The sequence below is a fragment of the Streptomyces sp. NPDC037421 genome (assembly GCF_055602105.1).
In genome coordinates, this window is the sequence record NZ_JBVJWV010000037.1 from 1 (window position 1) to 23,627 (window position 23,627).

A 23,627-nucleotide genomic window follows, 5' to 3' on the forward strand; every position below is an offset into this window, starting at 1 on the left:
AACCTTTCTCCCCCCTCATCGCCTGGCGCGGCTACAGACACAGCGCTACCGCCCCCACACCCAAACCCCCGGCTCGCCTGTTTTCCCACCCCCCCCGGCGTTTGAGGCGCTGGGGGTACCCCCAGCGGTCGCTGGGGGAGGGTCCGGGGGGCGGAGCCCCCAGGAGGGGTCCGGGCGCAGCCCGGGACCTCGCCCCGCACAGCGGCACCACGCCCCCCGCGCGGCAGCGCACCGGCGGGACACCGCCACCCCGGCGCCGGGCGACAATAGCGGGGTGCTCCACGATCTCTTCCCGCCCGGCATCCAGCACGCCCTGGACCTCGCGGGCATCTTCGTCTTCGCCACCGCCGGCGCCCTCCTCGCGGTCCGCAAGAACTTCGACGTCTTCGGCATCTGCGTCCTCGCCCTCGTCACCGCCCTCGGCGGCGGCCTCCTGCGGGACCTCTGCATCGGCGCCGTCCCGCCCGCGGCCTTCGGCGAGCTCAGCTTCTTCGTCACCCCGCTGATCGCCGCCGCGATCGTCTTCTTCCTCCACCCCGAGGTCCAGCGCATCAACCGCGCCATCAACGTCTTCGACGCCGCCGGCCTCGGGCTGTTCTGCGTGACGGGCACGACCAAGGCCTACGAGTACGGTCTCGGCCTGACCGCCTCCGCCGCGCTGGGCCTGGCCACGGCCGTCGGCGGCGGCGTGCTGCGCGACGTCCTCGCCAACGAGGTCCCCTCGCTGCTGCGCGACCGCGAGATGTACGCCGTACCGGCCGTCGTCGGCGCCGCGATGGTGGCCGTGTTCATCGGTTTCGAGGTCCTCAACCCCGTGACGACCGGCATCGCCATCGTCACCACCTTCGTGCTGCGCCTGCTCGCGATGCGCTACCACTGGCGGGCCCCGCTGGCCTGGAACCGCCGCTCCTCGGTGGCCGAAGAGCTGTAGGTCCACCCCCGCAATGAAAAGCTACCGCTTAGTAGCTTGCCGGTGTACCGTCGTCGGCATGTCTTACGCAGCGGCCCAGGCCTCCATCGGCGACAGCGAATTCGACCGCGACACCTCCGTCACCGCCCGCGCGGGCGAGCCCGGGGTGTACGACGCGGAGCTGTCCGCCGGCTGGACGATCATCACCGCCGTCAACGGCGGCTATCTGCTGGCCCTGGTCGGCCGGGCCCTCGCGTCGGCCCTGCCGCACCCGGACCCCTTCACCGTGTCCGCCCACTACCTGACCTCCTCCGTGCCCGGCCCCGCCGTGATCCGCACCGAGGTGGTCCGCGTCGGCCGCACCCTCTCCACGGGCCAGGCCTCGCTGTTCCAGTACGACGAGAACGGCGCCGAGATCGAGCGCATCCGCGTCCTCGCCTCGTACGGGGACCTCGCCGCCCTCCCGGACGCCGTGCACACGGTGGCGCGTCCGCCGGTCATCCCGGCGTACGAGGACTGCCTCGGCCCCGAGGCCGGCCCGGCCCCCATCCCCGGGAGCAGCGCCATCGTGGACCGGCTCCGGCTCCGGCTGCGGCTGGACCCGGCCACGGCGGGCTGGGCGGTCGGGGCGCCGTCGGGGAAGGGCGAGATGCGGGCCTGGTTCGAGCTGGCCGACGGCCGCGACGCCGATCCGCTGTCGCTGCTGCTCGCGGTGGACGCGCTGCCGCCGACCGCCTTCGACCTCGGCCTGCTGGGCTGGGCCCCGACCGTGGAGCTCACCACCCACATCCGGTGCCGCCCGGCCCCGGGCCCGCTGCGGGTGGGCATCGTCACGCGCAACCTGGCCGGGGGCTTCCTGGAGGAGGACGCCGAGGTCTGGGACTCCGCGGACCGCCTGGTGGCCCAGTCCCGCCAGCTGGCCCGCGCCCCGCGCCCCTCCTGACGCGCCGCTCGCGCGGCTCGGCGCCGGGGCGCCTTAACGGCTTCGCGCCGCTGCGCCGGACTCCGTCCGGCGGGGCCGGGGCGGGGTCACTTGGCGGGCTGGGGCCGGTGGGTCGGGTGCGGGTGGTGTGCCGCTGCGCGGGGCTGGCCCCTCCCCGCCCTTCACCCGTTCTCGCCTCAAACGCCGGCGGGGCTGGAAGATCCAGCTCCCCCAGCTACCGCTGGGGGAGGGTCTGGGGGCGGAGCCCCCAGGAGGGGTCCGGGCGCAGCCCGGGGAACGGTGGAAGGGCGGGTAGGGGACCAGCCCCGCGCGGCGGCACCCGGGCTCCGCACCCCGGCCTCGGGCAGCGGCACCCGGGCTCCGCACCCCGGCTCCGGGCAGCGGCAGCCGCGGCGGTGCCGCCCCGTGGTCGGACCAAGCACCCCCGGACGGGACCCGGCGGGGCGGCGGGCTCGTAGAATCAAAAAATCATGGCCTACCTCGACCACGCCGCGACCACGCCGATGCTCCCGGAAGCCGCTGCGGCGATGACCGCACAGTTCGCCGCCACCGGTAACGCGTCCTCCCTGCACGCCGCCGGCCGCCGGGCCCGCCGTACCGTCGAGGAGGCCCGCGAGTCCCTCGCCGAAGCGCTCGGCGCGCGTCCGAGCGAGGTGGTCTTCACCGCCGGCGGCACCGAGGCCGACAACCTCGCCGTCAAGGGCCTCTACTGGGCCCGCCGCGACGCCGACCCGGCCCGCAGGCGGGTCCTCGCCAGCCCCGTCGAGCACCACGCCGTCCTCGACGCCGTGCACTGGCTCGCCGAGCACGAAGGGGCCGAGGTCGAGTACCTGCCCGTCGACCGTTACGGCCGTGTGCACCCCGAGGACTTCCGGGCGGCCGTCGAGCGCAACCCCGACGACATCGCCCTCGCCACCGTGATGTGGGCCAACAACGAGATCGGCACCGTCATGCCGGTCCGGGAACTGGCCGCCGTCGCGCGGGAGTTCGCCGTACCCCTGCACTCCGACGCCGTCCAGGCCTTCGGGCAGCTCGACGTCCGCTTCGGCGACAGCGGCCTCGCCGCCATGACCGTCAGCGGCCACAAGGTCGGCGGCCCCTACGGCATCGGCGCCCTGCTGCTCGGCCGCGACCAGACACCCGTCCCGGTCCTGCACGGCGGCGGCCAGGAGCGGCACGTCCGCTCCGGCACCCTCGACGTGCCGGCCATCGCCGCCTTCGCGGTGGCGGCCGTACTCGCCGCCGAGCGGCGCGAGCGGTTCGCGGCCGAGGTCGGCGCCCTGCGCGACGAGCTGATCGCCGCCGTGCTGGCCGCCGTCCCCGACGCCGTCCTCGGCGGTGACCCGGAGGACCGGCTTCCGGCCAACGCCCACTTCAGCTTCCCCGGCTGCGAGGGCGACTCCCTCCTGCTGCTGCTGGACGCACAGGGCATCGAGTGCTCCACCGGCTCCGCCTGCACCGCGGGAGTCGCCCAGCCCAGCCACGTCCTGCTGGCGGCCGGCACGGACCCGCGGCTGGCCCGCGGCACCCTGCGGTTCTCCCTGGGCCACACCTCCACGAAGGAGGACGTCGCCGCGGTCGCCGCCGCGATCGGCCCCGCCGTGGAGCGCGCCCGTACCGCCGGTCTCAGTTAGCGGCAGCGGCCCCGGCCCCGAGCTCCTGCCCGACCATGCGGATGTAGCGGTCCCAGTCCCAGTGCGGGCCGGGGTCCGTGTGGTCGGCGCCCGGGACCTCGTCGTGGCCCAGGATGTGCCTCCGGTCCGCCGGTATGCCGTACCTCCGGCAGACGTCGGCGGCCAGCCGGGCCGAGGCCGCGTACATGGCGTCCGTGAAGTCCCGCGGGCGGTCGACGAAGCCCACGTGCTCGATGCCGACGCTGCGCTCGTTCATGTCCCGGTTCGCCGCGTGGAAGGCCACGTCCAGCTCGCGCACCATCTGCTCCACATGGCCGTCCTGGCGCACTATGTAGTGCGCCGACGCCTTGTGCCAAGGGTTCTTGAAGGCGTCGACCGAGGACTCGAAGCCGCCCTGCGTGACATGGACGACGATCCGGTCCACCCGGTAGTCGTCGGGCCGGTCCGCGAGCCGCCAGTTCGCCGGCGAGGCCGCCGTCCAGCTCGCGCCCGCGTAGTCGAGCTCGCCCTCCTTGCGCGGCTTGGACACCCCCGGCAGCAGCCACCAGGTCCGCCCGATCTCGTCCCGGGCCGCGAACCCCGCCGCCGCGAGGACCCCCAGCCCGCCCAGGAGCACCGCCCGCCGGGTCCGGCGCGGGCCCTTCTCCACCTGTTCGGTCATGTGATCCACCCCCCACAGCCGATAACGCGCTGTGACCCCGCCCGGTTCCCCGTACCCTGGACGGTGCTATGACTGAGAACCTGCCGCGCACCGCCCGCCCCCTCCGCGTCCTGGCCGCCATGTCCGGCGGTGTGGACTCCGCCGTCGCCGCCGCCCGCGCCGTCGAAGCCGGGCACGACGTCACCGGGGTCCACCTGGCGCTCTCCGCGAACCCGCAGTCCTTCCGGACCGGCGCCCGCGGCTGCTGCACCATCGAGGACTCCCGCGACGCCCGCCGCGCGGCCGACGTCATCGGGATCCCCTTCTACTGCTGGGACCTCGCCGAGCGCTTCCGCGAGGACGTCGTCGAGGACTTCATCGCCGAGTACGAGGCCGGGCGCACCCCGAACCCCTGCCTGCGCTGCAACGAGAAGATCAAGTTCGCGGCGCTGCTCGACAAGGCCCTCGCCCTCGGCTTCGACGCCGTCTGCACCGGCCACTACGCCACCATCGTCGAGAACGCCGACGGCTCCCGCGAGCTGCACCGCGCCTCCGACATGGCCAAGGACCAGTCGTACGTCCTCGGCGTCCTCGACGAGAAGCAGCTGGCCCACGCCCTCTTCCCGCTCGGCGACACGATCACCACCAAGGACGAGATCCGCGCCGAGGCCGAGCGCCGTGGCCTGGCCGTCGCGAAGAAGCCCGACAGTCACGACATCTGCTTCATCGCCGACGGCGACACCCAGGGCTTCCTCGCCCAGCGCCTCGGCAAGGCCGAGGGCGACATCGTCGACGGGGCCACCGGCGAGAAGGTCGGCACCCACGAGGGCGCCTACGGCTTCACCATCGGCCAGCGCAAGGGCCTGCGCATCGGCCACCCCGCCCCCGACGGCAAGCCCCGCTACGTCCTCGACATCTCCCCGGTGAACAACACCGTCACCGTCGGCCCGGTCGAGGCCCTCGACGTGACCGGCCTCACCGCGATCCGCCCCCGCTGGTGCGGCTCCACGCCCGCCGCCCCGGGCACCTACACCGCGCAGCTGCGCGCCCACGGCGGCGAGACCGAGGTCTTCGCCGAGGTCGTGGACGGCGAGCTGCGCGTCACCTTCACCGAGCCGGTCCGCGGCGTGGCCCCCGGCCAGGCGATCGTCCTCTACGACGACACCCGCGTGGTCGGCTCCGCCACCATCGCCACCACCACCCGGGCCGCGGCCGCCACCGCCACGGCGTAGGCCGTCTAGGCGACCGTCAGGACGATCTTGCCGGTGGTGCGGCCCCGCTCGCCGATCTCGTGGGCCTTCGCGGCCTCCTCCAGCGGCAGGACCGTGTCGATGACGGGGCGCAGCCTGCCCTCCTCCACCAGGGCCGCGATCTCCGACAGGCCCCGGAAGTCGGGCTCGACCAGCGTCCAGCCGGTGCGGACGCCCTCCGCGTCCGCCGGCACGTCGTCCGGGGAGGGCAGGGTCACCAGGTGCCCGCCGGGCTTGAGGACCTTCAGCGAGCGCCGGCCCTCTTCCCCGCCGAGGGAGTCGATCACCACGTCCACGTCCGACACCGCCTCGGTGAAGTCGGCCGACCGGTAGTCGATCAGCTCGTCGGCCCCCAGCTCGCGCAGCAGGCCGTGCTTGGCCTCGCTCGCCGTGCCGATGACGTACGCGCCGCGCGCCTTGGCGATCTGCACCGCGAGGTGGCCCACGCCGCCCGCCGCCGCGTGGATCAGCACCCGCTGCCCGGGGGCGACACCGGCCGTGTCCACCAGCGCCTGCCAGGCGGTCAGCGCCGCCAGCGGCAGTGCGGCCGCCTGCACGTGGTCGAGGGAGGCGGGCTTGCGGGCGAAGTGCCGCGCCGGACCCGCCACGTACTCGGCGTAGCCGCCCGCCTGCCGCGGGAAGCCCGGCATCCCGTACACCTCGTCGCCGGGGGCGAAGAGGGTCACGCCCGGGCCGACCGCCTCGACGGTGCCGGAGACGTCCCAGCCCACGATCGGGACCTCGCCCCAGGCGATCAGGCCGCCGCTGGCCCGGGTCTTCCAGTCGACGGGGTTCACGCCGGCCGCGCGGACGCGTACCAGGATCTCGTTCAGGCCCGGTTCCGGCCGCTCGATCTCCCGCTCGACCAGGGTCTCGGGGCCGCCCCATCCGTTCACGACGATCGCGCGCATTTCTGTCTTCCTCATTCCATGGGATTTCATCCGGTACCGGGTCCTCCCCGGCGACACGTCCCACACTCGGGCATCACGGGGCCGCGTGGTATTGGCCGGATGGCCAGGGTGTGACAGGATCCGGCCATGGGCAGCACACGGAAAACGACAGAAGGAGCCGCGAGCGGCCGACGCCCGCACCGGGTCGCGGTTCTCGCCCTGCCCGGTGTGCCCCCCTTCGAGCTGGGCATTCCCTCCCGGGTCTTCGGCAGCGCCACGGACGAGGCCGGACAGCCCCTGTACGAGGTCACCGTCTGCACCGCCGACGGCGGCCCCGTCCTCAGTGACGCCGGGTTCACCGTGCAGCCCGCCGCCGGACCCGAGGCCCTCGCCGCCGCCGACACCGTGATCCTCCCGCCCACCCACGCCATGCCCGAGCTGGCCCGGGGCGGGCCCCTGCCGCCCGAGGTCACCGCGGCCATCGCCGGGATCCGCCCCGGCACCCGGCTCGTCTCCATCTGCACCGGCTCCTACGTGCTCGCGGCGGCAGGGCTCCTCGACGGCCGGCCCGCCACCACCCACTGGAACCTGGCCCCCGAGTTCCGCCGGGCCTACCCCCGCGTCCAGGTCGACGAGGAGGTGCTGTTCGTCGACGACGGCGACGTCCTGACCTCCGCCGGCGTCGCCGCCGGGGTCGACCTGTGCCTGCACATGATCCGCCGCGACCACGGGACCACCGTGGCCAACCGGGCCGCCCGGATGTGCGTCGTACCGCCCTGGCGCGACGGGGGGCAGGCCCAGTACATCGACCGCCCCGTCCCCGCCCCCACGGTCGCGACCACCACGGCCACCCGCGCCTGGGCCCTGGACCGGCTCGCCGAACCGATCACCCTCACCGAGCTCGCCGCCCACGCGCGGATGAGCCTGCGCACCTTCACCCGCCGGTTCCGCGACGAGGTCGGCATGACCCCCGTCCAGTGGCTCACCGGGCAGCGCCTGGAGATCGCCCGCCAGCTGCTGGAGTCCAGCGACCTGCCCGTCGACCTGGTCGCGCACCGCTCCGGCTTCGGCTCCGCGAACTCCCTGCGCCAGCACATGCGGACCGCCTTCGGGGTCTCCCCGATGGCCTACCGGCGCACCTTCGGCCCCCACACCATGACCCCGGAGGTAATCGCCACCGCCGACGCCCGCTGACAGCATCGGGGCAACGGCCGGGACCGCCCGGCCCACCCACAGGGGAGGCCCACATGACCGCGTACGCCATCGCCCACCTGCACCGGCCGACGGTCAACGAGGACGTCCTGCGCTACATCGAGGAGATCCAGGCGACCATGGACCCCTTCGGCGGCCGCTTCCTCGTCCACGGCAAGGAGGTCGAGGTCCTCGAAGGCCCCTTCCCCGGCACCGTCGTCATCATTGGCTTCCCCGACATCGAGCGGGCCCGCGCCTGGTACGCCTCCGACGCGTACCAGGCCATCCTCCCGCTGCGCACCGGCCACATCCCCGGCACCGCCTTCCTGGTCGAGGGCGTCCCCGCCGACTACGACGCCACCGGGCGGGCCGGCGCCCTCCGCGAAGCCGCCGGACTCTGACCCCGTCGGGCCGGAGCCGCGGACCGATGCGGCGGCGGGGCCCGGGCGGATGCGAGCATGGCGGTATGCCTACTCACCTGATCACCGGTGCCGGTTCCGGCATCGGCGCCGCCGTCGCCGCCCGCCTGCACGCCCGCGGCGACGACCTCGTCCTGCTCGCCCGCGACGCCGCCCGCGCCCGGCAGCTCATGGAACGCTACGCCGGCGCCCGGGTCCTCGTGGGCGACCTGTCCGACCCCGACCGGCTCTCCTGGGCCTTCTCCAAGCAGGCGATCCCCGAGCGCATCGACTCCCTCCTGCACATCGCCGGGATCGTCGACCTCGGACCGGTGGGGGAGCTCCGCCCCAAGACCTGGCACCAGCAGCTCAACGTCAACCTGATCGCCCCCGCCGAGGTCACCCGGCTGCTGCTGCCCACCCTGCGCGCCTCCAAGGCCACCATCGTCTTCGTGAACTCCGGCGCCGGCCTCACCGCCCACGCCGACTGGAGCGCGTACGCCGCCTCCAAGCACGGGCTGAAGGCCCTCGCCGACTCCCTGCGCGCCGAGGAGAAGGCCAACGGCATCCGCGTCACCTCCGTCTACCCCGGCCGCACCGCCAGCCCCATGCAGGCCAAGGTGCACTCCCAGGAGGGCAAGGAGTACGACCCCGAGCGCTGGATCGACCCCGAGTCCGTGGCGACGACCATCGTCATGGCCGTCGACCTGCCGCGCGACGCCGAGGTCAACGACCTGTCCGTCAGGCCCGGCCGATGACCGCGAGTGCCACCGGCGTCGGCTCGCTGCCCGGCGGCGACGCCCGGGAGGCCGCCAAGACCGTCACCGGCTCCTTCGAGGAGTTCCCGTACCTGCCCGAGCTGCCCGCCCGCGGGCCCGGCGCGGACATGATCGGCCGCTCCCTGGGGCTCCTCGTCGACATGTACGCCCACGTCGAGCCGAGCGGCTGGCGGATCAGCGACCGCCCCGGCCGCGACACCCGCCGCGCCCGCTCCTGGCTGGGCGAGGACCTCGACGCGCTGGAGGAGTTCACCCAGGGCTACACCGGCAGGCTGAAGGTCCAGGCGGTCGGCCCGTGGACGCTGGCCGCCGCGCTCGAACTGCACGGCGGCGAAGCCGTCCTCCAGGACACCGGAGCCTGCCGCGACCTGGCCGGATCCCTCGCCGAGGGCCTGCGCGACCACCTGGCCGACGTACGCAAGCGCATTCCCGGCGCCGAGATCGTGCTCCAGTACGACGAGCCGTCGCTCACCGCCGTCCTGCTCGGCCGGGTGCGCTCCGCCAGCGGCTACCGGACCTACCGGGCCGTCGACCGGCAGGTGGTCGAGAGCACCCTGCGCGACCTCTTCGCCGTCCACGACGGGGAGGTCGTCGTGCACTCCTGCGCGCCCGAGGTCCCCTTCGCACTGCTGCGCCGGGCCGGCGCCACGGGCGTGTCGTTCGATTTCTCCCTGCTCACCGAGCGCGAGGACGACGCCATCGGTGAAGCCGTCGAAGGCGGCCTGAAACTCTTCGCCGGAGTGGTGCCGGGCACCGATGCCCCGTTGTCAGACCCGGGCGGTAGCGTCATGGGTGTCAGGAAGCTCTGGCGCAGGCTGGGACTGGCCCCGGGGACTCTCGCCGAGTCCGTCGTGGTCACCCCGTCGTGCGGTCTGGCGGGCGCCTCGCCCGCGTACGCCCGCGCGGTTCAGGCCCATTGCGTCAGGGCGGCGAGGTCGCTCGCCGACAACCCTGAGTGACGGTCGAGGACGGGCCACGGGAGGAACCGGCATGGCAGCCGAACAGCAGGACACGGCAGTACCGACGGCGGCGCGCGAGCAGCACCAGCTGCTCGCCGAGCAGGTCGAGGAGCACCGCTTCCGGTACTACGTGAACGACCAGCCGGTCGTCAGCGACGCCGAGTTCGACCAGCTGCTGCGCTCGCTGGAGGCCCTGGAGGAGCAGTACCCCGAGCTGCGCACGCCCGACTCGCCCACCCAGAAGGTGGCCGGGGCGTACGAGACGGACTTCGCCTCCGTCGAGCACCGCGAGCGGATGCTCTCCCTCGACAACGCCTTCGACGACGAGGAACTGTCCGCCTGGGCCGACCGGGTGGCCCGGGACGTGAACACCCCGGACTACCACTACCTGTGCGAGCTCAAGGTGGACGGCCTCGCCGTCAACCTCACCTACGAGAACGGCCGCCTCACCCGCGCCGCCACCCGCGGCGACGGCCGCACCGGCGAGGACATCACGCCCAACGTCCGCACCATCGCCGAGATCCCGGACCGCCTGAGGGGCGACCGGGTCCCGGCCCTCGTCGAGATCCGCGGCGAGGTGTACTTCCCGATGGAGAAGTTCGAGGAGCTCAACGCCCGGCTCGTCGAGGCCGAGGGTAAGCCCTTCGCCAACCCGCGCAACGCGGCGGCCGGTTCGCTGCGCCAGAAGGACCCCAAGGTCACCGCGACCCGCCCGCTGCACATGGTGGTGCACGGCATCGGCGCCCGCGACGGCTTCGAGATCGAGCGCCAGTCGCAGGCGTACGAGCTGCTGCGCGAATGGGGCCTGCCCACCGCCCAGCACAACAAGGTCGTCTCCTCCCTGGCCGAGGTCCGCGAGTTCATCGCCCACTTCGGCGAGAACCGGCACTCCGTGGAGCACGAGATCGACGGCGTCGTCGTCAAGCTCGACGAGGTCGCCCTCCAGGGCCGCCTCGGCTCCACCGCCCGCGCCCCCCGCTGGGCCATCGCCTGGAAGTACGCCCCCGAAGAGGTCAACACCAAGCTCGTCGACATCAAGGTCGGCGTCGGGCGCACCGGGCGCGTGACCCCGTACGCCCAGGTGGAGCCGGTGACGGTGGCCGGCTCCGAGGTCGAGTTCGCGACCCTGCACAACCAGGAGGTCGTCAAGGCCAAGGGCGTCCTCATCGGGGACACCGTCGTCCTGCGCAAGGCGGGCGACGTCATCCCCGAGATCCTCGGCCCCGTGGTGGACCTGCGGGACGGCAGCGAGCGCGAGTTCGTCATGCCGGCCCTCTGCCCCGAGTGCGGGACGGAGCTGCGCCCGATGAAGGAGGGGGACATCGACGTCCGGTGCCCCAACGGCCAGACGTGCCCCGCGCAGCTGCGGGAGCGGATCTACTACCTCGCCGGCCGGCAGTCCCTGGACATCGAGAACTTCGGCATCGTCGCGGCCGCCGCCCTCACCGGACCGCTGGAGCCGGCGCAGCCGCCGCTGCTGGACGAGGGCGACCTCTTCGACCTCACCATCGAGGACATCCTCCCCATCAAGGCGTACGTCCGGGACCCGGACAGCGGACTGCCCAAGCGGGACCCGAAGACCGGCGAGGAGAAGATCGTCACGGTCTTCGCCAACCAGAAGGGCGAGCCGAAGAAGAACGCCCTGGCCATGCTGGAGAACATCGCGGCCGCCAAGGACCGCCCGCTGGCCCGGATCATCAACGGCCTGTCGATCCGCCACGTCGGCCCCGTCGCCGCCGAGGCACTCGCCCGCGAGTTCCGCTCGATCGAGCGCATCGAACAGGCCACCGAGGAGGAGCTGACGGCCACCGAGGGAGTCGGGGCGATCATCGCCGCCTCCCTCAAGGAGTGGTTCGCCGTCGACTGGCACCAGGAGATCCTGCGCAAGTGGCGGGCGGCCGGCGTACGGATGGAGGAGGAAGGTTCCGCCGAGGAGGAGGGTCCGCGCCCGCTGGAGGGCCTGACCGTGGTCGTCACCGGCACCCTCCGGAACCACACCCGGGACGGGGCCAAGGAGGCCCTGCAGAGCCGCGGGGCCAAGGTCACCGGGTCGGTGTCGAAGAAGACCTCCTTCGTCGTCGTCGGCGACAACCCCGGCTCGAAGTACGACAAGGCCGTACAGCTCAAGCTCTCGATCCTCGACGACGCCGGCTTCGAGGTGCTCCTCGAACAGGGACCCGAAGCCGCGCGCGAGGCCGCGCTCCCGCTGGAGGGCGGCGCCGGAGCCGAGGACGGGCAGTAACCCACACGGGAGTCGTCCAGGGGGCGGCGCGGGCGAACGGATGCATGGCGCCCGGCCGTACGGGCGGGCGCACGCCCGGCGCGGTTCCCGGTGGTAAACGGCCGGTACACGGCTGGCCGAGGGGCGATGAGCTGTCGGATCATCGGACGGGTGACGGGGGGGTCCTGGTCCAAACTCACCCGTTCGGCGGATACCGTACTGATGAGGATGGCTGGGCCGCATTCGGGCAACCACCGCCGACCGCTGCCCCTGGGAGCCTCTCGCGTCCTACTGTTGTGGGGTGCGCCTGTCGTGCGCGGCTGCCTGATGCGCTTTCAGCCGTGATGGCATGACATCGGGGCCATCGCGTGACATCGGCATCGCCGGCTGTGAGAGGGACGGGCATGAAACCCACCGAAAGCGCCGACCCGTCACCTGAATTCGGCGGGGAGATCCCGCCCTTGCGGGCGGGCCGGCTCGGTGTCCTGGGTGCCAGGACACCGGAGACCCGCGCCCCCGACACCCGAGCGGGCGGACCGGGACAGGAGCGGCGGCGCACCGTGCTGCCCCTCGCCCTCGTCGGCTTCGCCGCCGTGGTGCTCGCCGCCGGCATCGCCTCCGCACTGACCAACCGTCAGGCGCTCTTCCCCGGCGGCCCCGTGGGGTGGGGGCTCGCCCTGCTCACCGGCATCATCGTCGGCCACCTCGTCGCCCTGGGCCGCGACCGCTGGTGGGGCGGCACCGGATCCGGTGCGGCGCTCACCCTCGGCGTCCTGATCCTCTACGGCTGGATCCCCGCCGGTCTCGTCTCCCTGGCGGTGGTCTCCCTCGTCGGGGCCGCGCGCCGGCAGCGCTGGCGCCAGGGCCTGCTGCACGGCTCCGTCGACATCCTCGGCATCGGCGCGGGGGCCCTCGTACTGGCGGCCTTCGGCGACGCGCCGAGCGTCGAGGGGCCGTGGCTGCCCATGGACTGGGACCTCGCGGCCGCCCCCGAAGTGGTCCTCGTCGCCCTCTCCTACCTGCTGGTCACCCGGATCCTGCTGTGGTTCGCGCTCACTCCGCGCGGCGGCGGGCTGCCCACCGTGGCCCGCGCGACCATCCTGCGCCAAGCCCTGGTCGCCGCGGCCCTGCTCGGCATCGCCCCGCTGATCTGCGTGGTCGCCAGCACCCAGCCGGTGCTGCTGCCGCTGTTCGCCGTACCGCTCATCGCCCTCGACTCCACCCTGTGGATCGCCCGGGCCCGCGCCGAGGAACAGCTGCGCGACCCGCTGACCGGGCTGCCGAACCGGCAGTGGCTGCTGGAGCGGGCCTGGTCCGCACTGGACGAGGCCGAACGCCAGGGCACCCGGTCGGCCCTCGTGCTGATCGACCTGGACCGCTTCCGCGCCGTCAACGACACCCTCGGCCACCTCGCGGGGGACCGGCTGCTGCTCCAGATCGCCGAGCGGCTGCGCCAGGCGCTCCCGGCCGACGCGGAGGCGGCCCGGCTCGGCGGCGACGAGTTCGCCGTGCTCCTGCCCACCACCGACTCCACCACCAGCGCCCAGCGCGTCGCCCGCAGCCTGGTGGCCGAGCTCAGCTCCCCGCTGGACCTCGACGGCCTCACCCTCGTCCTGGAGGCCAGCGCCGGCCTCGCCGTCTTCCCCGACCACGCGCTGGACGCGGAAGGCCTGCTGCGCCGCGCCGACGTGGCCATGTACCAGGCCAAGCGGGACCGGACGGGCGTAGAGGTCTACGAGTCCAAGCGCGACAGCAACACCCCCGACCGGCTCGGCCTCCTCGGCGACCTCCGCCGGGCCCTCGACGCCGGCGAGGTGGAACTCCACTACCAGCCGAAGGTCCGCTTCGACGGACAGGTGGCCGGCCTGGAAGCGCTGGTCCGCTGGGTGCACCCCGAGCGGGGGCGGGTCTCCCCGGACGAGTTCATCGCGATCGCCGAGACCTCCGGGCTGATGCCGCACCTGACGGAGTACGTCCTGGAGACGGCCCTCGCCCAGGTCGCCCGGTGGCGGGCGCAGGGCCTGAAGGTCCCGGTCGCCGTCAACGTCTCGCCGCGCGACGTCCACACCCCCGGCTTCGCGGGAGCCGTCGCCGCCCGGCTGGCCCGGCACGGGGTCCCGGCGAGCGGCCTCCAGCTGGAGATAACGGAACACGTCCTGCTGGAGGACCCGCAGCGGGCGGCCGACACCATGGCCGGGCTGACCGGCCACGGCGTCAAGATGTCCCTCGACGACTTCGGCACCGGCTACTCCTCGCTGGTGCACCTGCGCCGGCTGCCGGTGAGCGAGCTGAAGATCGACCGCTCGTTCGTCGCCCGCCTCGCGGTGGACGCCCAGGACGCGGAGATCGTCCGCTGCACGGTCGACCTGGCCCACTCCCTGGGCCTGCTGGTGGTCGCCGAAGGCGTCGAGGACGACGAGACCTGGGAGCGCCTGCGGGACCTGGGCTGCGACGCGGTCCAGGGGTGGCTGGTCGCCGCCGCCATGCCGCCGCAGGAGGCCACCGCCTGGCTGCTGGCCCGCGGCGAGCGCGGCTGGCGCCGCCCGGCGGACATCACCGCGGAGCTCGCCGCCGCGGCCGCCGCGGAAACTCCGGCCCAGTGACCCCTTCGGCGCGTCGCGCAGGGTGATTCCGCGTACGCCGAGCGCCACGGTCCCCGCCGCGCGCGGGGCTGATCCCGGCGATGAGCCCGACCGGTTCGCCGGTCGGCCGCGGTCCCCGCGGACGCGGGGATGAATAACTGGTGCGATGCGGGGCAACGGCGACCTCTAGGATTGGGGCTACGCCCAGAATTCCAACCCCAGAGGATCGCTGCATGCCTGGCATCACGCGCGAGGAAGTCGTTCACCTCGCTCGGCTGGCACGTCTGGAGCTGTCCGGCGAAGAGCTCGACCACTTCGCAGGACAGCTCGACGACATCATCGGCGCGGTCGCCCGCGTTTCCGAGGTCGCCGACCAAGACGTCCCGCCGACCTCCCACCCGCTGCCGCTGACGAACGTCATGCGCGCGGACGAGGTCCGTCCTTCGCTCACCCCCGAGCAGGCGCTTTCCGGTGCTCCCGCCCAGGAGCAGCAGCGTTTCAAGGTGCCGCAGATCCTGGGGGAGGACTAATCACCATGGCTGACACCAACATCATCAAGCTCACGGCCGCCCAGACCGCCGAGAAGATCGCCTCCGGCGAGCTCACGGCCGTCGAGGTCACCGAGGCCCACCTCGCGCGCATCGAGGCGACGGACGAGAAGGTCAACGCCTTCCTGCACGTCGACCGCGAGGGCGCGCTCGCCCAGGCGGCGGCCGTCGACGCCAAGCGGGCGGCCGGCGAGAAGCTCGGCCCGCTGGCCGGCGTCCCGCTCGCCCTCAAGGACATCTTCACCACCGTCGGGGTCCCGACCACCGTCGGTTCGAAGATCCTCGAAGGCTGGATCCCGCCCTACGACGCCACCCTGACGCGCAAGCTCAAGGAAGCCGGCGTCGTCATCCTCGGCAAGACCAACATGGACGAGTTCGCCATGGGGTCCTCCACCGAGAACAGCGCCTACGGCCCCACCGGCAACCCCTGGGACCTCACCCGGATCCCCGGCGGCTCCGGCGGCGGTTCCGCGGCGGCGCTCGCCGCCTTCCAGGCCCCGCTGGCCATCGGCACGGACACCGGCGGCTCCATCCGCCAGCCCGCCGCCGTCACCGGCACCGTCGGCGTGAAGCCCACCTACGGCGGCGTCTCCCGCTACGGCATGGTGGCCTTCTCCTCCTCCCTCGACCAGGGCGGCCCGTGCGCCCGTACGGTCCTGGACGCGGCGCTCCTGCACGAGGTCATCGCCGGCCACGACCCGCTCGACTCCACCTCCATCGACGCCCCGGTCCCGCCGGTCGTCGAGGCCGCCCGCAACGGCTCCGTCGCCGGCATGCGCGTCGGTGTGGTCAAGCAGTTCGCCGGCGAGGGCTACCAGGCCGGCGTCGTCCAGCGCTTCAACGAGTCGGTGGAGCTCCTCAAGGAGCTCGGCGCCGAGATCGTCGAGCTGGACTGCCCGTCCTTCGACCTCGCCATGGCCGCGTACTACCTGATCGCGCCGTCCGAGGCCTCCTCCAACCTGGCCCGCTTCGACGCCATGCGCTACGGCCTGCGCGTCGGCGACGACGGCACGAAGTCCGCCGAGGACGTCACCGCCCTGACCCGCGAGGCCGGCTTCGGCGACGAGGTCAAGCGCCGCATCATCCTCGGCACGTACGCGCTCAGCTCCGGCTACTACGACGCGTACTACGGTTCCGCCCAGAAGGTCCGCACGCTCATCACCAAGGACTTCGAGAAGTCCTTCGAGCAGGTCGACGTGATCGTCTCCCCGACGACCCCGACCACCGCCTTCGCGATCGGTGAGCGCACCGACGACCCGCTGGCGATGTACCTCGCGGACCTGTGCACCATCCCGACCAACCTGGCCGGCAACTCCGCCATGTCGCTGCCCTGCGGCCTGGCACCGGAGGACGGTCTCCCGGTCGGACTGCAGATCATCGCCCCGGCGATGAAGGACGACCGGCTGTACAAGGTCGGTGCCGCCGTCGAGGCCGCCTTCGTCGAGCGCTGGGGCCACCCGCTGCTTGAGGAGGCTCCGTCGCTGTGAGTTCCAGTGCACTGTCCAAGGCCAAGGGCTTCAAGAAGTCCAAGTCCGGCACCTACCTGTCGATCGGCACCACCGCTTTCGGCGCCATCGGCGTGATCAAGCAGGCCCGCAAGGCCCGCACCGAGCACGACACGCTGAAGCTCGTCGACGCCGTTGTGTCCGCCGCCGCCATCGTCACCGGCCTCGCGATCCTGTACCGCGAGCTGAAGCGCCTCGGCGACGACGACGTCCTGCTGGGCTGAGAGGGAAAGTTTCACCGTGACCACCTTCACCGAACTGCTGTCGTACGAGGACGCCCTCGCGTCGTACGACCCCGTCATGGGCCTTGAGGTCCATGTCGAGCTCGGCACCAAGACCAAGATGTTCTGCGGCTGTTCCACCGAGCTGGGCGCCGAGCCCAACTCGCAGACCTGCCCGACCTGCCTCGGCCTGCCCGGCTCCCTCCCGGTCGTCAACGCGATCGGCGTCGAGTCCGCCGTCAAGATCGGTCTCGCGCTGAACTGCGAGATCGCCGAATGGTGCCGCTTCGCCCGGAAGAACTACTTCTATCCGGACATGCCGAAGAACTTCCAGACCTCCCAGTACGACGAGCCCATCGCCTTCAACGGCTACCTGGACGTCCAGCTGGAGGACGGCGAGGTCTTCCGTGTGGAGATCGAGCGCGCCCACATGGAGGAGGACACCGGCAAGTCGCTGCACGTCGGCGGCGCCACCGGCCGTATCCACGGCGCGTCCCACTCCCTGCTGGACTACAACCGCGCCGGCATCCCGCTCATCGAGATCGTCACCAAGCCCATCGAGGGCGCGGGCGAGCGGGCCCCCGAGGTCGCCAAGGCGTACGTCGCCGAGCTGCGCGAGGTCATCAAGGCGCTCGGCGTCTCCGAGGCCCGCATGGACAAGGGCCAGATGCGCTGCGACGTCAACCTGTCGCTGCGCCCGAACGGGACGAAGGAATTCGGCACCCGCTCGGAGACGAAGAACGTCAACTCGCTGCGCTCCGTCGAGCGCGCGGCCCGCTTCGAGATCCAGCGCCACGCGGCGGTGCTCTCGTCGGGCGGCTCGATCGTGCAGGAGACCCGGCACTTCCACGAGGAGGACGGCTCCACCACGGCCGGCCGCATCAAGGACAACGCCGAGGACTACCGCTACTTCCCCGAGCCGGACCTGGTCCCCGTCGCCCCCGCCCGTGCCTGGGTCGAGGAGCTGCGCGCCGGGCTGCCGGAGATGCCGCGCGTGCGCCGCAACCGCCTCCGTGAGGAGTGGGGCGTCAGCGAGCACGACATGCAGTCGATCCTCAACGCGGGCGCGGTGGACTCCATCGTCGCCACCATCGAGGAGGGCGCCGACTCCACCGCCGCCCGCAAGTGGTGGATGGGCGAGCTGGCGCGCAACGCCAACGAGCAGGGCGTCTCGGTCGACGAGCTGCCGATCACCCCGGCCCAGGTGGCCCGTATCGCGGCCCTGGTCGCGGCCGGCGACCTGAACGACAAGCTGGCCCGCCAGGTCATCGAGGGCGTCCTCGGCGGCGAGGGCACCCCGGACGAGGTCGTCGACAAGCGCGGTCTGAAGGTCGTCTCGGACGAGGGCGCGCTCGGCGCGGCCGTGGACGAGGCCATCGCGGGCAACGCGGCCATCGCCGACAAGATCCGCGGTGGCAAGGTCGCCGCCGTCGGCGCCCTGGTCGGCGCGGTCATGAAGACCACCCGCGGCCAGGCGGACGCGGCCCGCGTCAAGGAGCTCATCCTGGAGCGCCTCGGCGTCGAGGGCTGATCCCCGGGCAGTCCCTGTCGAAGGCCCCGCACCGGATCCCGGTGCGGGGCCTTCGCCGTGTCCGGATGTGACGGGGAATCGTCATTGCCGCCATCCGGGGGCCGCGTGAGGATGGGGTCATGCCCACTTCGCACCGGGTCGTCATCGCGGTCTTCCCCGATGTCGACCTCCTCGACGTCACCGGTCCGGCCGAGGTCTTCGCCCTGGCCAACCGGGAGACCGCCGGGCGGGCCGGTTACGAGGTCACCCTCGCGGGACCCGCGGCCGGACCCGTGCGGACCTCGGCCGGGGTGCGGCTGCTCGCCGACCGGGCCTTCGGCGAGATCGGCGAGCGGGTGGACACCCTGCTGGTGCCCGGCGCGGTCGACATGACCGAGGCCGGACCGGTCGCGCGGATCGACGACGCCGTCGTGGCGTGGGTGCGGGAGACCGCCCCGCACGCCCGGCGGGTGGCGTCGGTGTGCGTGGGGGCGCACCTGCTGGCGGCGGCCGGGCTGCTGGACGGGCGTACGGCGACCACCCATTGGTCGACGGCCGCCCAGCTGGCGGCCGAGCATCCGGAGGTCGTGGTCGACCCCGATCCGATCTTCGTGCGCACCGACCGCGGCCGGCTGTGGACCGGGGCGGGGATCAGCGCCTGCCTGGACCTGGCGCTGGCCCTCGTCGCGGAGGACCTGGGCGAGCAGACCGCGCTGGCGGTGGCCCGGCAGCTGGTGATGTACCTCAAGCGGCAGGGCGGCCAGAGCCAGTTCTCGGTGCCGCTCAGCCGGCCGGCCGCCGGCCGCCGGGACATCGACGACCTGCGGCTGTGGATCGCCGACCACCTCGACGCGGACCTGTCCGCACCGGCCCTCGCGGCCCGGATGTGCCTGAGCGAGCGGCACTTCGCCCGGGTCTTCACCCAGGAGACCGGCACCAGTCCCGCCGCCTACGTCGAAGCGGCCCGCATCGAGGTGGCCCGGCGCGTGCTGGAGACCACCGACAGCCCGCTCGACCAGGTCGCGGCCGCCGCCGGCCTCGGCTCGGCCGAGACCCTGCACCGGGCCTTCCGCCGGCAGCTCGCCACGACCCCGGCGGCCTACCGCCGGCGGTTCCGTACGCAGGCCGGCTGACCCGAACCGACCCGTTGGAGGAAGGGAGGCGGCTTCGCCATGCCTTCTTCCGTGTAATTCATCCCATTTGAAAGGTTTTCCATGAGCGTGAACACGAACACGAACACGAACGCCGGCGCGGACGTCGCTTCCGTGACCCTGCGCGACCTGAGCGGGCTGGACGGGCGCCCGGCCCGGCTGGCGGACTCCGTTCTGGTGATGATCGACTTCCAGAACACCTACCGCACCGGCGTGATGGACCTGGACGGTGCCGAGGAGGCGCTCGCGGCGGGCGCCCGGCTGCTGGAGCGCGCCCGCGCCGCGGGCGCGCCGGTGGTCCACGTCGTCAACGACGGCGGCGAGGGCACTCCGTACGACATCCGCGCCCGCATCGGCGCCATCAGCGACGAGGTCGCCCCGGCCGAGGGTGAGCCGGTGGTGGTCAAGCAGGTCCCGAACGCCTTCCACGCCACCGAGCTGGAGAAGGTCCTGACCGGTCTCGGATTCGGCGCCGGCGCCGGCAGGGACCTGGTGCTGGCCGGGTTCATGACGCACATGTGCGTCACCTTCACCGCCGAGGGGGCCTTCTGCCGCGGCTACCGGCCCACCGTGGTCGCCGAGGCCACCGCCACCCGCGCCCTGGCCGCCCCGGACGGCGGCGTCCTGCCCGCCGCGGCCCTCCAGGCCGCCGCCCTGACCACGGTCACGGACCTCTTCGGTCTGGTGGTGCCGCTGGTGGACGACCTTCTGTAGCGATCGTTACTTAAATCGGATAGGTTTCTTTCTGTAGCGACCGCTACCGAAAGAAACGGGGGGATCCGCATGTCCGCGACCACGTCCACGTCCACGGCCCACTACGCCCGCACCGTCCGCACCGGGAGCGGCGGGCCCGGCCTGCTGCTGGCCCACGGGGCGGGCGGGTCGGTGGAAGCCAACTTCGGGCCGCTGCTGGACGCGCTCGCCGCCCGGCACAGCGTCGTCGGCGTCGACTACCCGGGCGCCGGGGACACCCCGAGGTCGGAGGAGCCGCTGAGCCTCGACGAACTGGCCGACCAGCTGGTGGCCGCCGCGGACGCCGAGGGGCTGGAGCGGTTCGCCGTACTCGGCTACTCGCTCGGCGGGAACGTGGCCGTCCGGGTCGCCACCCGGTACCCCGGGCGGGTCACCGCGCTCGTGCTCACCGCGAGCTTCGCGCGGGCCGGCCACGGCTTCGGGCAGCTCGGGGAGCTGTGGTCCGAGCTGGGCCGGCGCGGTGAGAACGAGCTGCTCGCGCGGCTCCTCGTACCGCTCGTGCTCAGTGAGGAGCAGCTGGAGGCGCTGAGCCCCGAGCAGCTGGAGGACGCGGTGCGGGGGACCGCGTCCACGGTGACGCCCGGGAGCGGGGACCAGGCCGCCCTGATCAAGGGCGCGGACCTGCGCGCGGAACTCGCGGGGATCGGCGTACCGGTCCTGGTCGTCGAGACGACCCGGGACCGGCTCGTCGCGCCCGCTGTCCAGCGGGAGCTGGCGCAGGCCCTGCCGGGCGCGCGGCGCGCGGAACTGCCCACCGGGCACCTTCCGTTCGCCGAGCGCCCCGCGGAATGGGCCGCCCTGGTCACGGAGTTCCTCAGCGGGCGTCCGGCGCGCTGAGGAAGGCCAGGCGGGCCGGCTTCGCCGGGAGGTGGACCTCCGGCAGGTCGATCTCCGGCAGCTCGACCTCGGGGCCGAGCTCGAAGCCGGTCCGCTCCAGCAGGCCGATGGCCTTGGCGTTGCGGGCGTCCGGCTCGGCCACGACGCGGCGGACCGCCGGGTCGGAGAACACGTACGCGATGAAGGTGCCCATCAGGGCCCCGGTGAAGCCGTGCCGGACGCCGTCCCGGCTGGGGCCGATCAGCAGGTGCACGCCGACGTCCCCGGGCAGGGCGTCGTAGCACTCGCTCACCCGGTCCTCGGCGCACTCGTACGTCTGGAAGAGCGCGGCCGGCTCGCCGTCGCGGCGGACCATGAACGCGTGGTGGGTGGTGCGGCGGTCGACGTCCTCGTAGATCTCCTGGACCAGCTCGCGGCTGGCCTCCGCCATGCCCCAGAAGCGCGCCCGCTCCTCGGTGACCCAGCCGTGGATCAGCGCGGAGTCGGCGGCGGGGTCGACGGGGGTGATGGTGACCGTCCCGAAGCCCTCGACGTGCTGGGTGTGGACGGGCGTACGGGTGGCCGCGGGGGCGGCGGAGCCGGTGGTCATGCGGATTCCTTGGTGAGGCGGGCCCAGTCGGTGACGACGGGGACGAGTTCGCAGCGCGCCCAGAGGGGGAGCTGGTCGCGGTGGTGGGGGGAGCCGGCGACGCCGTCCGCGCCCAGCGGGACCGCCCAGAGGCTGTCCTCGCGGCGGGCCAGGTCCCAGACGTAGCGGGCCGCGGAGGCGCGGGCGGCGCGGTCGGTGAAACCGGGTACGGAGGAGGTGGCGTTGACGCAGTCGTGGTCGCCGCCCAGGCCGGGCCACTCGGCGTCCGGGTCCGGCAGCGCCGACCAGGGGGCGAGGAGGTGGAGCCGGGACCAGGGGGCCTCGTGGGCGCCGGCCGCTGCCGTCTCCTCCAGGGCGTCGCGCACGTGCGCGGCGCGGTCGAGGCCGGGGAGGAGGGTGGTGGTGAGCAGGCCCTCCAGGGCGTAGCCGACCCGGGGCAGCAGGTACAGCCAGGGGTGGAAGACCTCCGGGCCGGCGGGGGCCGGGGCCAGACCGGCGAAGGCGGGGTCGGCGGCGAGGCGGCGTACGGTCGAGCTCCGGAAGGCGGCGAAGGCGGCGGCGTCGGTGCTGTCCGCCGCCATGTGCCGGTCCCAGGCGAGGAGCCGCTCGCGGAGCCGGGCGGCGGCGGGGCTGAGGCCGTCCGGGGCGGGCAGCAGCGCGAGCAGCGGTCCGGCGGAGGCCAGGTACGTGTCCGCGTGTACGTCGGCCATGGCCTTCGGCGACCAGTCCGCCGAGCCGCTGAGCAGCTCCCGGATCCGGTCGGCGCGGTGCGGGGGCGCGAACTCCACGCCGAGCGGGGACGCGATCCCGCGGGCGTTCGCCATGACGGCGAAGCCCTGGACCGGCTCGGCGGGGGTGGGTGCCCAGCCCTGCCAGGCGTGGCGGGCGTCCCACGCGGGCACCGGCCGGAGCCGGTTCGCGCCGTCGCGCAGCGGGACGGCTCCGGCGACGCGGTGCAGCAGGCCGCCTTCGGAGTCGGCGGCGTGGACGACGTTGACCGGCTCGGCCCAGCCGTCGAGGGCGCGGTCGACGTCGGCGACGGTGCGGGCGCGGAGCAGGGCGGGCAGTGCGGCGAAGCCCAGGTCGCGGCGGACGCGCGGCGGGTAGCGCAGGGCGAGGGCGTCGGCGCCGTCGGGCACGAGGCCGTCGGCGTCACCATGGACGACGACCGGGCCGCGCCGGGTCTCCAGGACCTCCACCTCGACGTCGGCGGCGCCGGCCACGGCGATCGTCTCGGTGTGCCGGGCGACCGGCTCCCAGGTGCCGTCGGGGCCGAGCGCCTCCAGGCCGTCGCCGGCGGGGCGCAGCCGCTCGGCGTAGAGGTCCTGGTAGTCGGCCATGGCGTTGGTGATGGCCCAGGCGGCACTGCCGGTGTGGCCGAAGTGGGCGAGGCCGGGGACGCCGGGGACGGCCAGGCCGAGGGCGTCGTACTCGGGGCAGGAGAGGCGTATCTGCTGGTAGACGCCCGGGTCTTCGATGAACCGGTGCGGGTCGCCGGCGATGATCGCCGCGCCGGTGGCGGTCCGGTCGCCCGGGACCAGCCAGCCGTTGCTGCCGGCGGTGCCGGGGCCGTCGGTGGCGAAGAGGGTGGCGGCGCCGTCGCCGAGGACGCGGGCCACGCGCTCGCGCCAGAGTTTGGTGGCGAACCCGGCGAAGAGGATGTGGGTGGCGATCCAGATCGACAGCGGGACCCAGGGTTCCCAGGGGGTGGGGGTGTGGCCGGTGCGGGCGAAGCGCTCGTCGCGGGCGGCGCCTTCGGCGAGCCCGGAGTTGACGCCGTCGACGTAGGCGCGCAGCCAGGCGGCGGTCTCGGGGTCGAGGGCCTCGTGGCAGCGGCGGGCGGTGTCGTCGAGGCGGGCCTGGCGGGCGAAGCGGTCCCAGGGGACGCAGTCGGCGCCGAGGAAGCCGGCGCTGGAGCCCTGTGCGCGGTGCCGCTCGACTTCGAGCTGCCAGGCCCGGTCGAGGGCGGTGACGCGGCCCTGCGCGTGGGCGAGGCGGATCGGGTCGGAGGCACGCAGGTGCGGGATGCCCCAGCTGTCGCGGTAGACCTCGTAGGGCTCTGTAGTCACACTGCTCACGTCTCCCCAGGCATCTTAGGTTAGGCTGCCCTTACTAT

21 protein-coding genes are annotated in these 23,627 nt (G+C 73.4%); 17 read left to right on the plus strand and 4 right to left on the minus strand.

What is annotated here, in order from left to right; translation table 11 throughout:
- Positions 1 to 274: 274 nt before the first annotated feature.
- The 3 genes from ACZ7IF_RS33495 (at position 275) to ACZ7IF_RS33505 (ending at position 3,487) form a co-directional block, all read left to right on the plus strand.
- Positions 275 to 931: a trimeric intracellular cation channel family protein gene (locus tag ACZ7IF_RS33495; protein ID WP_470979400.1), complete on the plus strand. Its 657-nt coding sequence runs from the start codon at positions 275 to 277 to the stop codon at positions 929 to 931.
- Positions 932 to 989: 58 nt separating this feature from the next.
- Entirely contained in the window at positions 990 to 1,853 is an 864-nt protein-coding gene (locus ACZ7IF_RS33500; protein ID WP_470979403.1) for a thioesterase family protein, read from the plus strand.
- Between the two features lie 470 nt (positions 1,854 to 2,323).
- Positions 2,324 to 3,487, plus strand: coding sequence for a cysteine desulfurase family protein (locus ACZ7IF_RS33505; protein ID WP_470979405.1), 1,164 nt, complete (start codon positions 2,324 to 2,326; stop codon positions 3,485 to 3,487).
- Here the strand turns inward: ACZ7IF_RS33505 and ACZ7IF_RS33510 are convergent.
- Positions 3,480 to 4,148: an N-acetylmuramoyl-L-alanine amidase gene (locus tag ACZ7IF_RS33510; RefSeq protein ID WP_470979408.1), complete on the minus strand. Its 669-nt coding sequence runs from the start codon at positions 4,146 to 4,148 to the stop codon at positions 3,480 to 3,482. The genes ACZ7IF_RS33505 and ACZ7IF_RS33510 overlap by 8 nt on opposite strands.
- A 68-nt stretch (positions 4,149 to 4,216) precedes the next feature.
- On the opposite strand from ACZ7IF_RS33510, the gene mnmA reads away from it, so the two are divergent.
- Positions 4,217 to 5,359, plus strand: coding sequence for a tRNA 2-thiouridine(34) synthase MnmA (gene mnmA / locus ACZ7IF_RS33515; RefSeq protein WP_470979410.1), 1,143 nt, complete (start codon positions 4,217 to 4,219; stop codon positions 5,357 to 5,359).
- A 5-nt stretch (positions 5,360 to 5,364) separates the two neighbouring features.
- On the opposite strand, the gene ACZ7IF_RS33520 is transcribed toward mnmA, so the two are convergent.
- Positions 5,365 to 6,288, minus strand: coding sequence for an NADP-dependent oxidoreductase (locus tag ACZ7IF_RS33520; protein ID WP_470979412.1), 924 nt, complete (start codon positions 6,286 to 6,288; stop codon positions 5,365 to 5,367).
- Positions 6,289 to 6,414: 126 nt separating this feature from the next.
- Between ACZ7IF_RS33520 and ACZ7IF_RS33525 the strand changes: the two genes are divergently transcribed.
- The 13 genes from ACZ7IF_RS33525 (at position 6,415) to ACZ7IF_RS33585 (ending at position 20,922) form a co-directional block, all read left to right on the plus strand.
- A complete protein-coding gene (locus tag ACZ7IF_RS33525) occupies positions 6,415 to 7,461 on the plus strand; it encodes a GlxA family transcriptional regulator (RefSeq protein ID WP_470979415.1) in 1,047 nt (348 codons plus the stop codon).
- A gap of 53 nt (positions 7,462 to 7,514) precedes the next feature.
- The gene (locus ACZ7IF_RS33530) at positions 7,515 to 7,859 is read left to right on the plus strand and encodes a DUF1330 domain-containing protein (protein WP_470979418.1); all 345 of its coding nucleotides are present in this window, start codon (positions 7,515 to 7,517) and stop codon (positions 7,857 to 7,859) included.
- 65 nt (positions 7,860 to 7,924) lie between these two features.
- Positions 7,925 to 8,614 (plus strand): SDR family oxidoreductase, encoded by a 690-nt coding sequence (locus tag ACZ7IF_RS33535; RefSeq protein WP_470979421.1) that lies wholly within the window; start codon positions 7,925 to 7,927, stop codon positions 8,612 to 8,614.
- The gene (locus tag ACZ7IF_RS33540; RefSeq protein WP_470979425.1) at positions 8,611 to 9,594 is read left to right on the plus strand and encodes a methionine synthase; all 984 of its coding nucleotides are present in this window, start codon (positions 8,611 to 8,613) and stop codon (positions 9,592 to 9,594) included. The genes ACZ7IF_RS33535 and ACZ7IF_RS33540 overlap by 4 nt, the downstream gene beginning before the upstream one ends.
- Before the next feature lie 31 nt (positions 9,595 to 9,625).
- A complete protein-coding gene (gene ligA / locus ACZ7IF_RS33545) occupies positions 9,626 to 11,836 on the plus strand; it encodes an NAD-dependent DNA ligase LigA (protein ID WP_470979428.1) in 2,211 nt (736 codons plus the stop codon).
- 383 nt (positions 11,837 to 12,219) lie between these two features.
- Positions 12,220 to 14,418, plus strand: a complete 2,199-nt coding sequence (locus ACZ7IF_RS33550; protein WP_470979431.1) for a putative bifunctional diguanylate cyclase/phosphodiesterase — start codon at positions 12,220 to 12,222, stop codon at positions 14,416 to 14,418.
- A gap of 212 nt (positions 14,419 to 14,630) precedes the next feature.
- Entirely contained in the window at positions 14,631 to 14,927 is a 297-nt protein-coding gene (gene gatC, locus ACZ7IF_RS33555) for an Asp-tRNA(Asn)/Glu-tRNA(Gln) amidotransferase subunit GatC (protein ID WP_266842456.1), read from the plus strand.
- A gap of 5 nt (positions 14,928 to 14,932) precedes the next feature.
- On the plus strand, positions 14,933 to 16,432 hold the full coding sequence (gene gatA / locus ACZ7IF_RS33560) for an Asp-tRNA(Asn)/Glu-tRNA(Gln) amidotransferase subunit GatA (RefSeq protein WP_470979435.1): 1,500 nt from the start codon (positions 14,933 to 14,935) through the stop codon (positions 16,430 to 16,432).
- Complete coding sequence (locus ACZ7IF_RS33565; protein ID WP_470979438.1) at positions 16,429 to 16,674, plus strand: hypothetical protein; 246 nt, start codon at positions 16,429 to 16,431, stop codon at positions 16,672 to 16,674. Before gatA ends, ACZ7IF_RS33565 begins: the two co-directional genes overlap by 4 nt.
- Before the next feature lie 16 nt (positions 16,675 to 16,690).
- A complete protein-coding gene (gatB, locus tag ACZ7IF_RS33570; protein WP_470979441.1) occupies positions 16,691 to 18,202 on the plus strand; it encodes an Asp-tRNA(Asn)/Glu-tRNA(Gln) amidotransferase subunit GatB in 1,512 nt (503 codons plus the stop codon).
- A 119-nt stretch (positions 18,203 to 18,321) separates the two neighbouring features.
- A complete protein-coding gene (locus ACZ7IF_RS33575; RefSeq protein WP_470979444.1) occupies positions 18,322 to 19,314 on the plus strand; it encodes a GlxA family transcriptional regulator in 993 nt (330 codons plus the stop codon).
- 81 nt (positions 19,315 to 19,395) lie between these two features.
- Complete coding sequence (locus tag ACZ7IF_RS33580) at positions 19,396 to 20,046, plus strand: isochorismatase family protein (RefSeq protein ID WP_470979447.1); 651 nt, start codon at positions 19,396 to 19,398, stop codon at positions 20,044 to 20,046.
- A gap of 69 nt (positions 20,047 to 20,115) precedes the next feature.
- The gene (locus ACZ7IF_RS33585) at positions 20,116 to 20,922 is read left to right on the plus strand and encodes an alpha/beta fold hydrolase (RefSeq protein ID WP_470979450.1); all 807 of its coding nucleotides are present in this window, start codon (positions 20,116 to 20,118) and stop codon (positions 20,920 to 20,922) included.
- On the opposite strand, the gene ACZ7IF_RS33590 is transcribed toward ACZ7IF_RS33585, so the two are convergent.
- Both ACZ7IF_RS33590 and ACZ7IF_RS33595 read right to left on the minus strand, forming a co-directional pair.
- Complete coding sequence (locus tag ACZ7IF_RS33590) at positions 20,900 to 21,511, minus strand: GNAT family N-acetyltransferase (protein WP_470979453.1); 612 nt, start codon at positions 21,509 to 21,511, stop codon at positions 20,900 to 20,902. The genes ACZ7IF_RS33585 and ACZ7IF_RS33590 overlap by 23 nt on opposite strands.
- On the minus strand, positions 21,508 to 23,580 hold the full coding sequence (locus tag ACZ7IF_RS33595; RefSeq protein WP_470979456.1) for a penicillin acylase family protein: 2,073 nt from the start codon (positions 23,578 to 23,580) through the stop codon (positions 21,508 to 21,510). The genes ACZ7IF_RS33590 and ACZ7IF_RS33595 overlap by 4 nt, the downstream gene beginning before the upstream one ends.
- Positions 23,581 to 23,627: the final 47 nt, after the last annotated feature.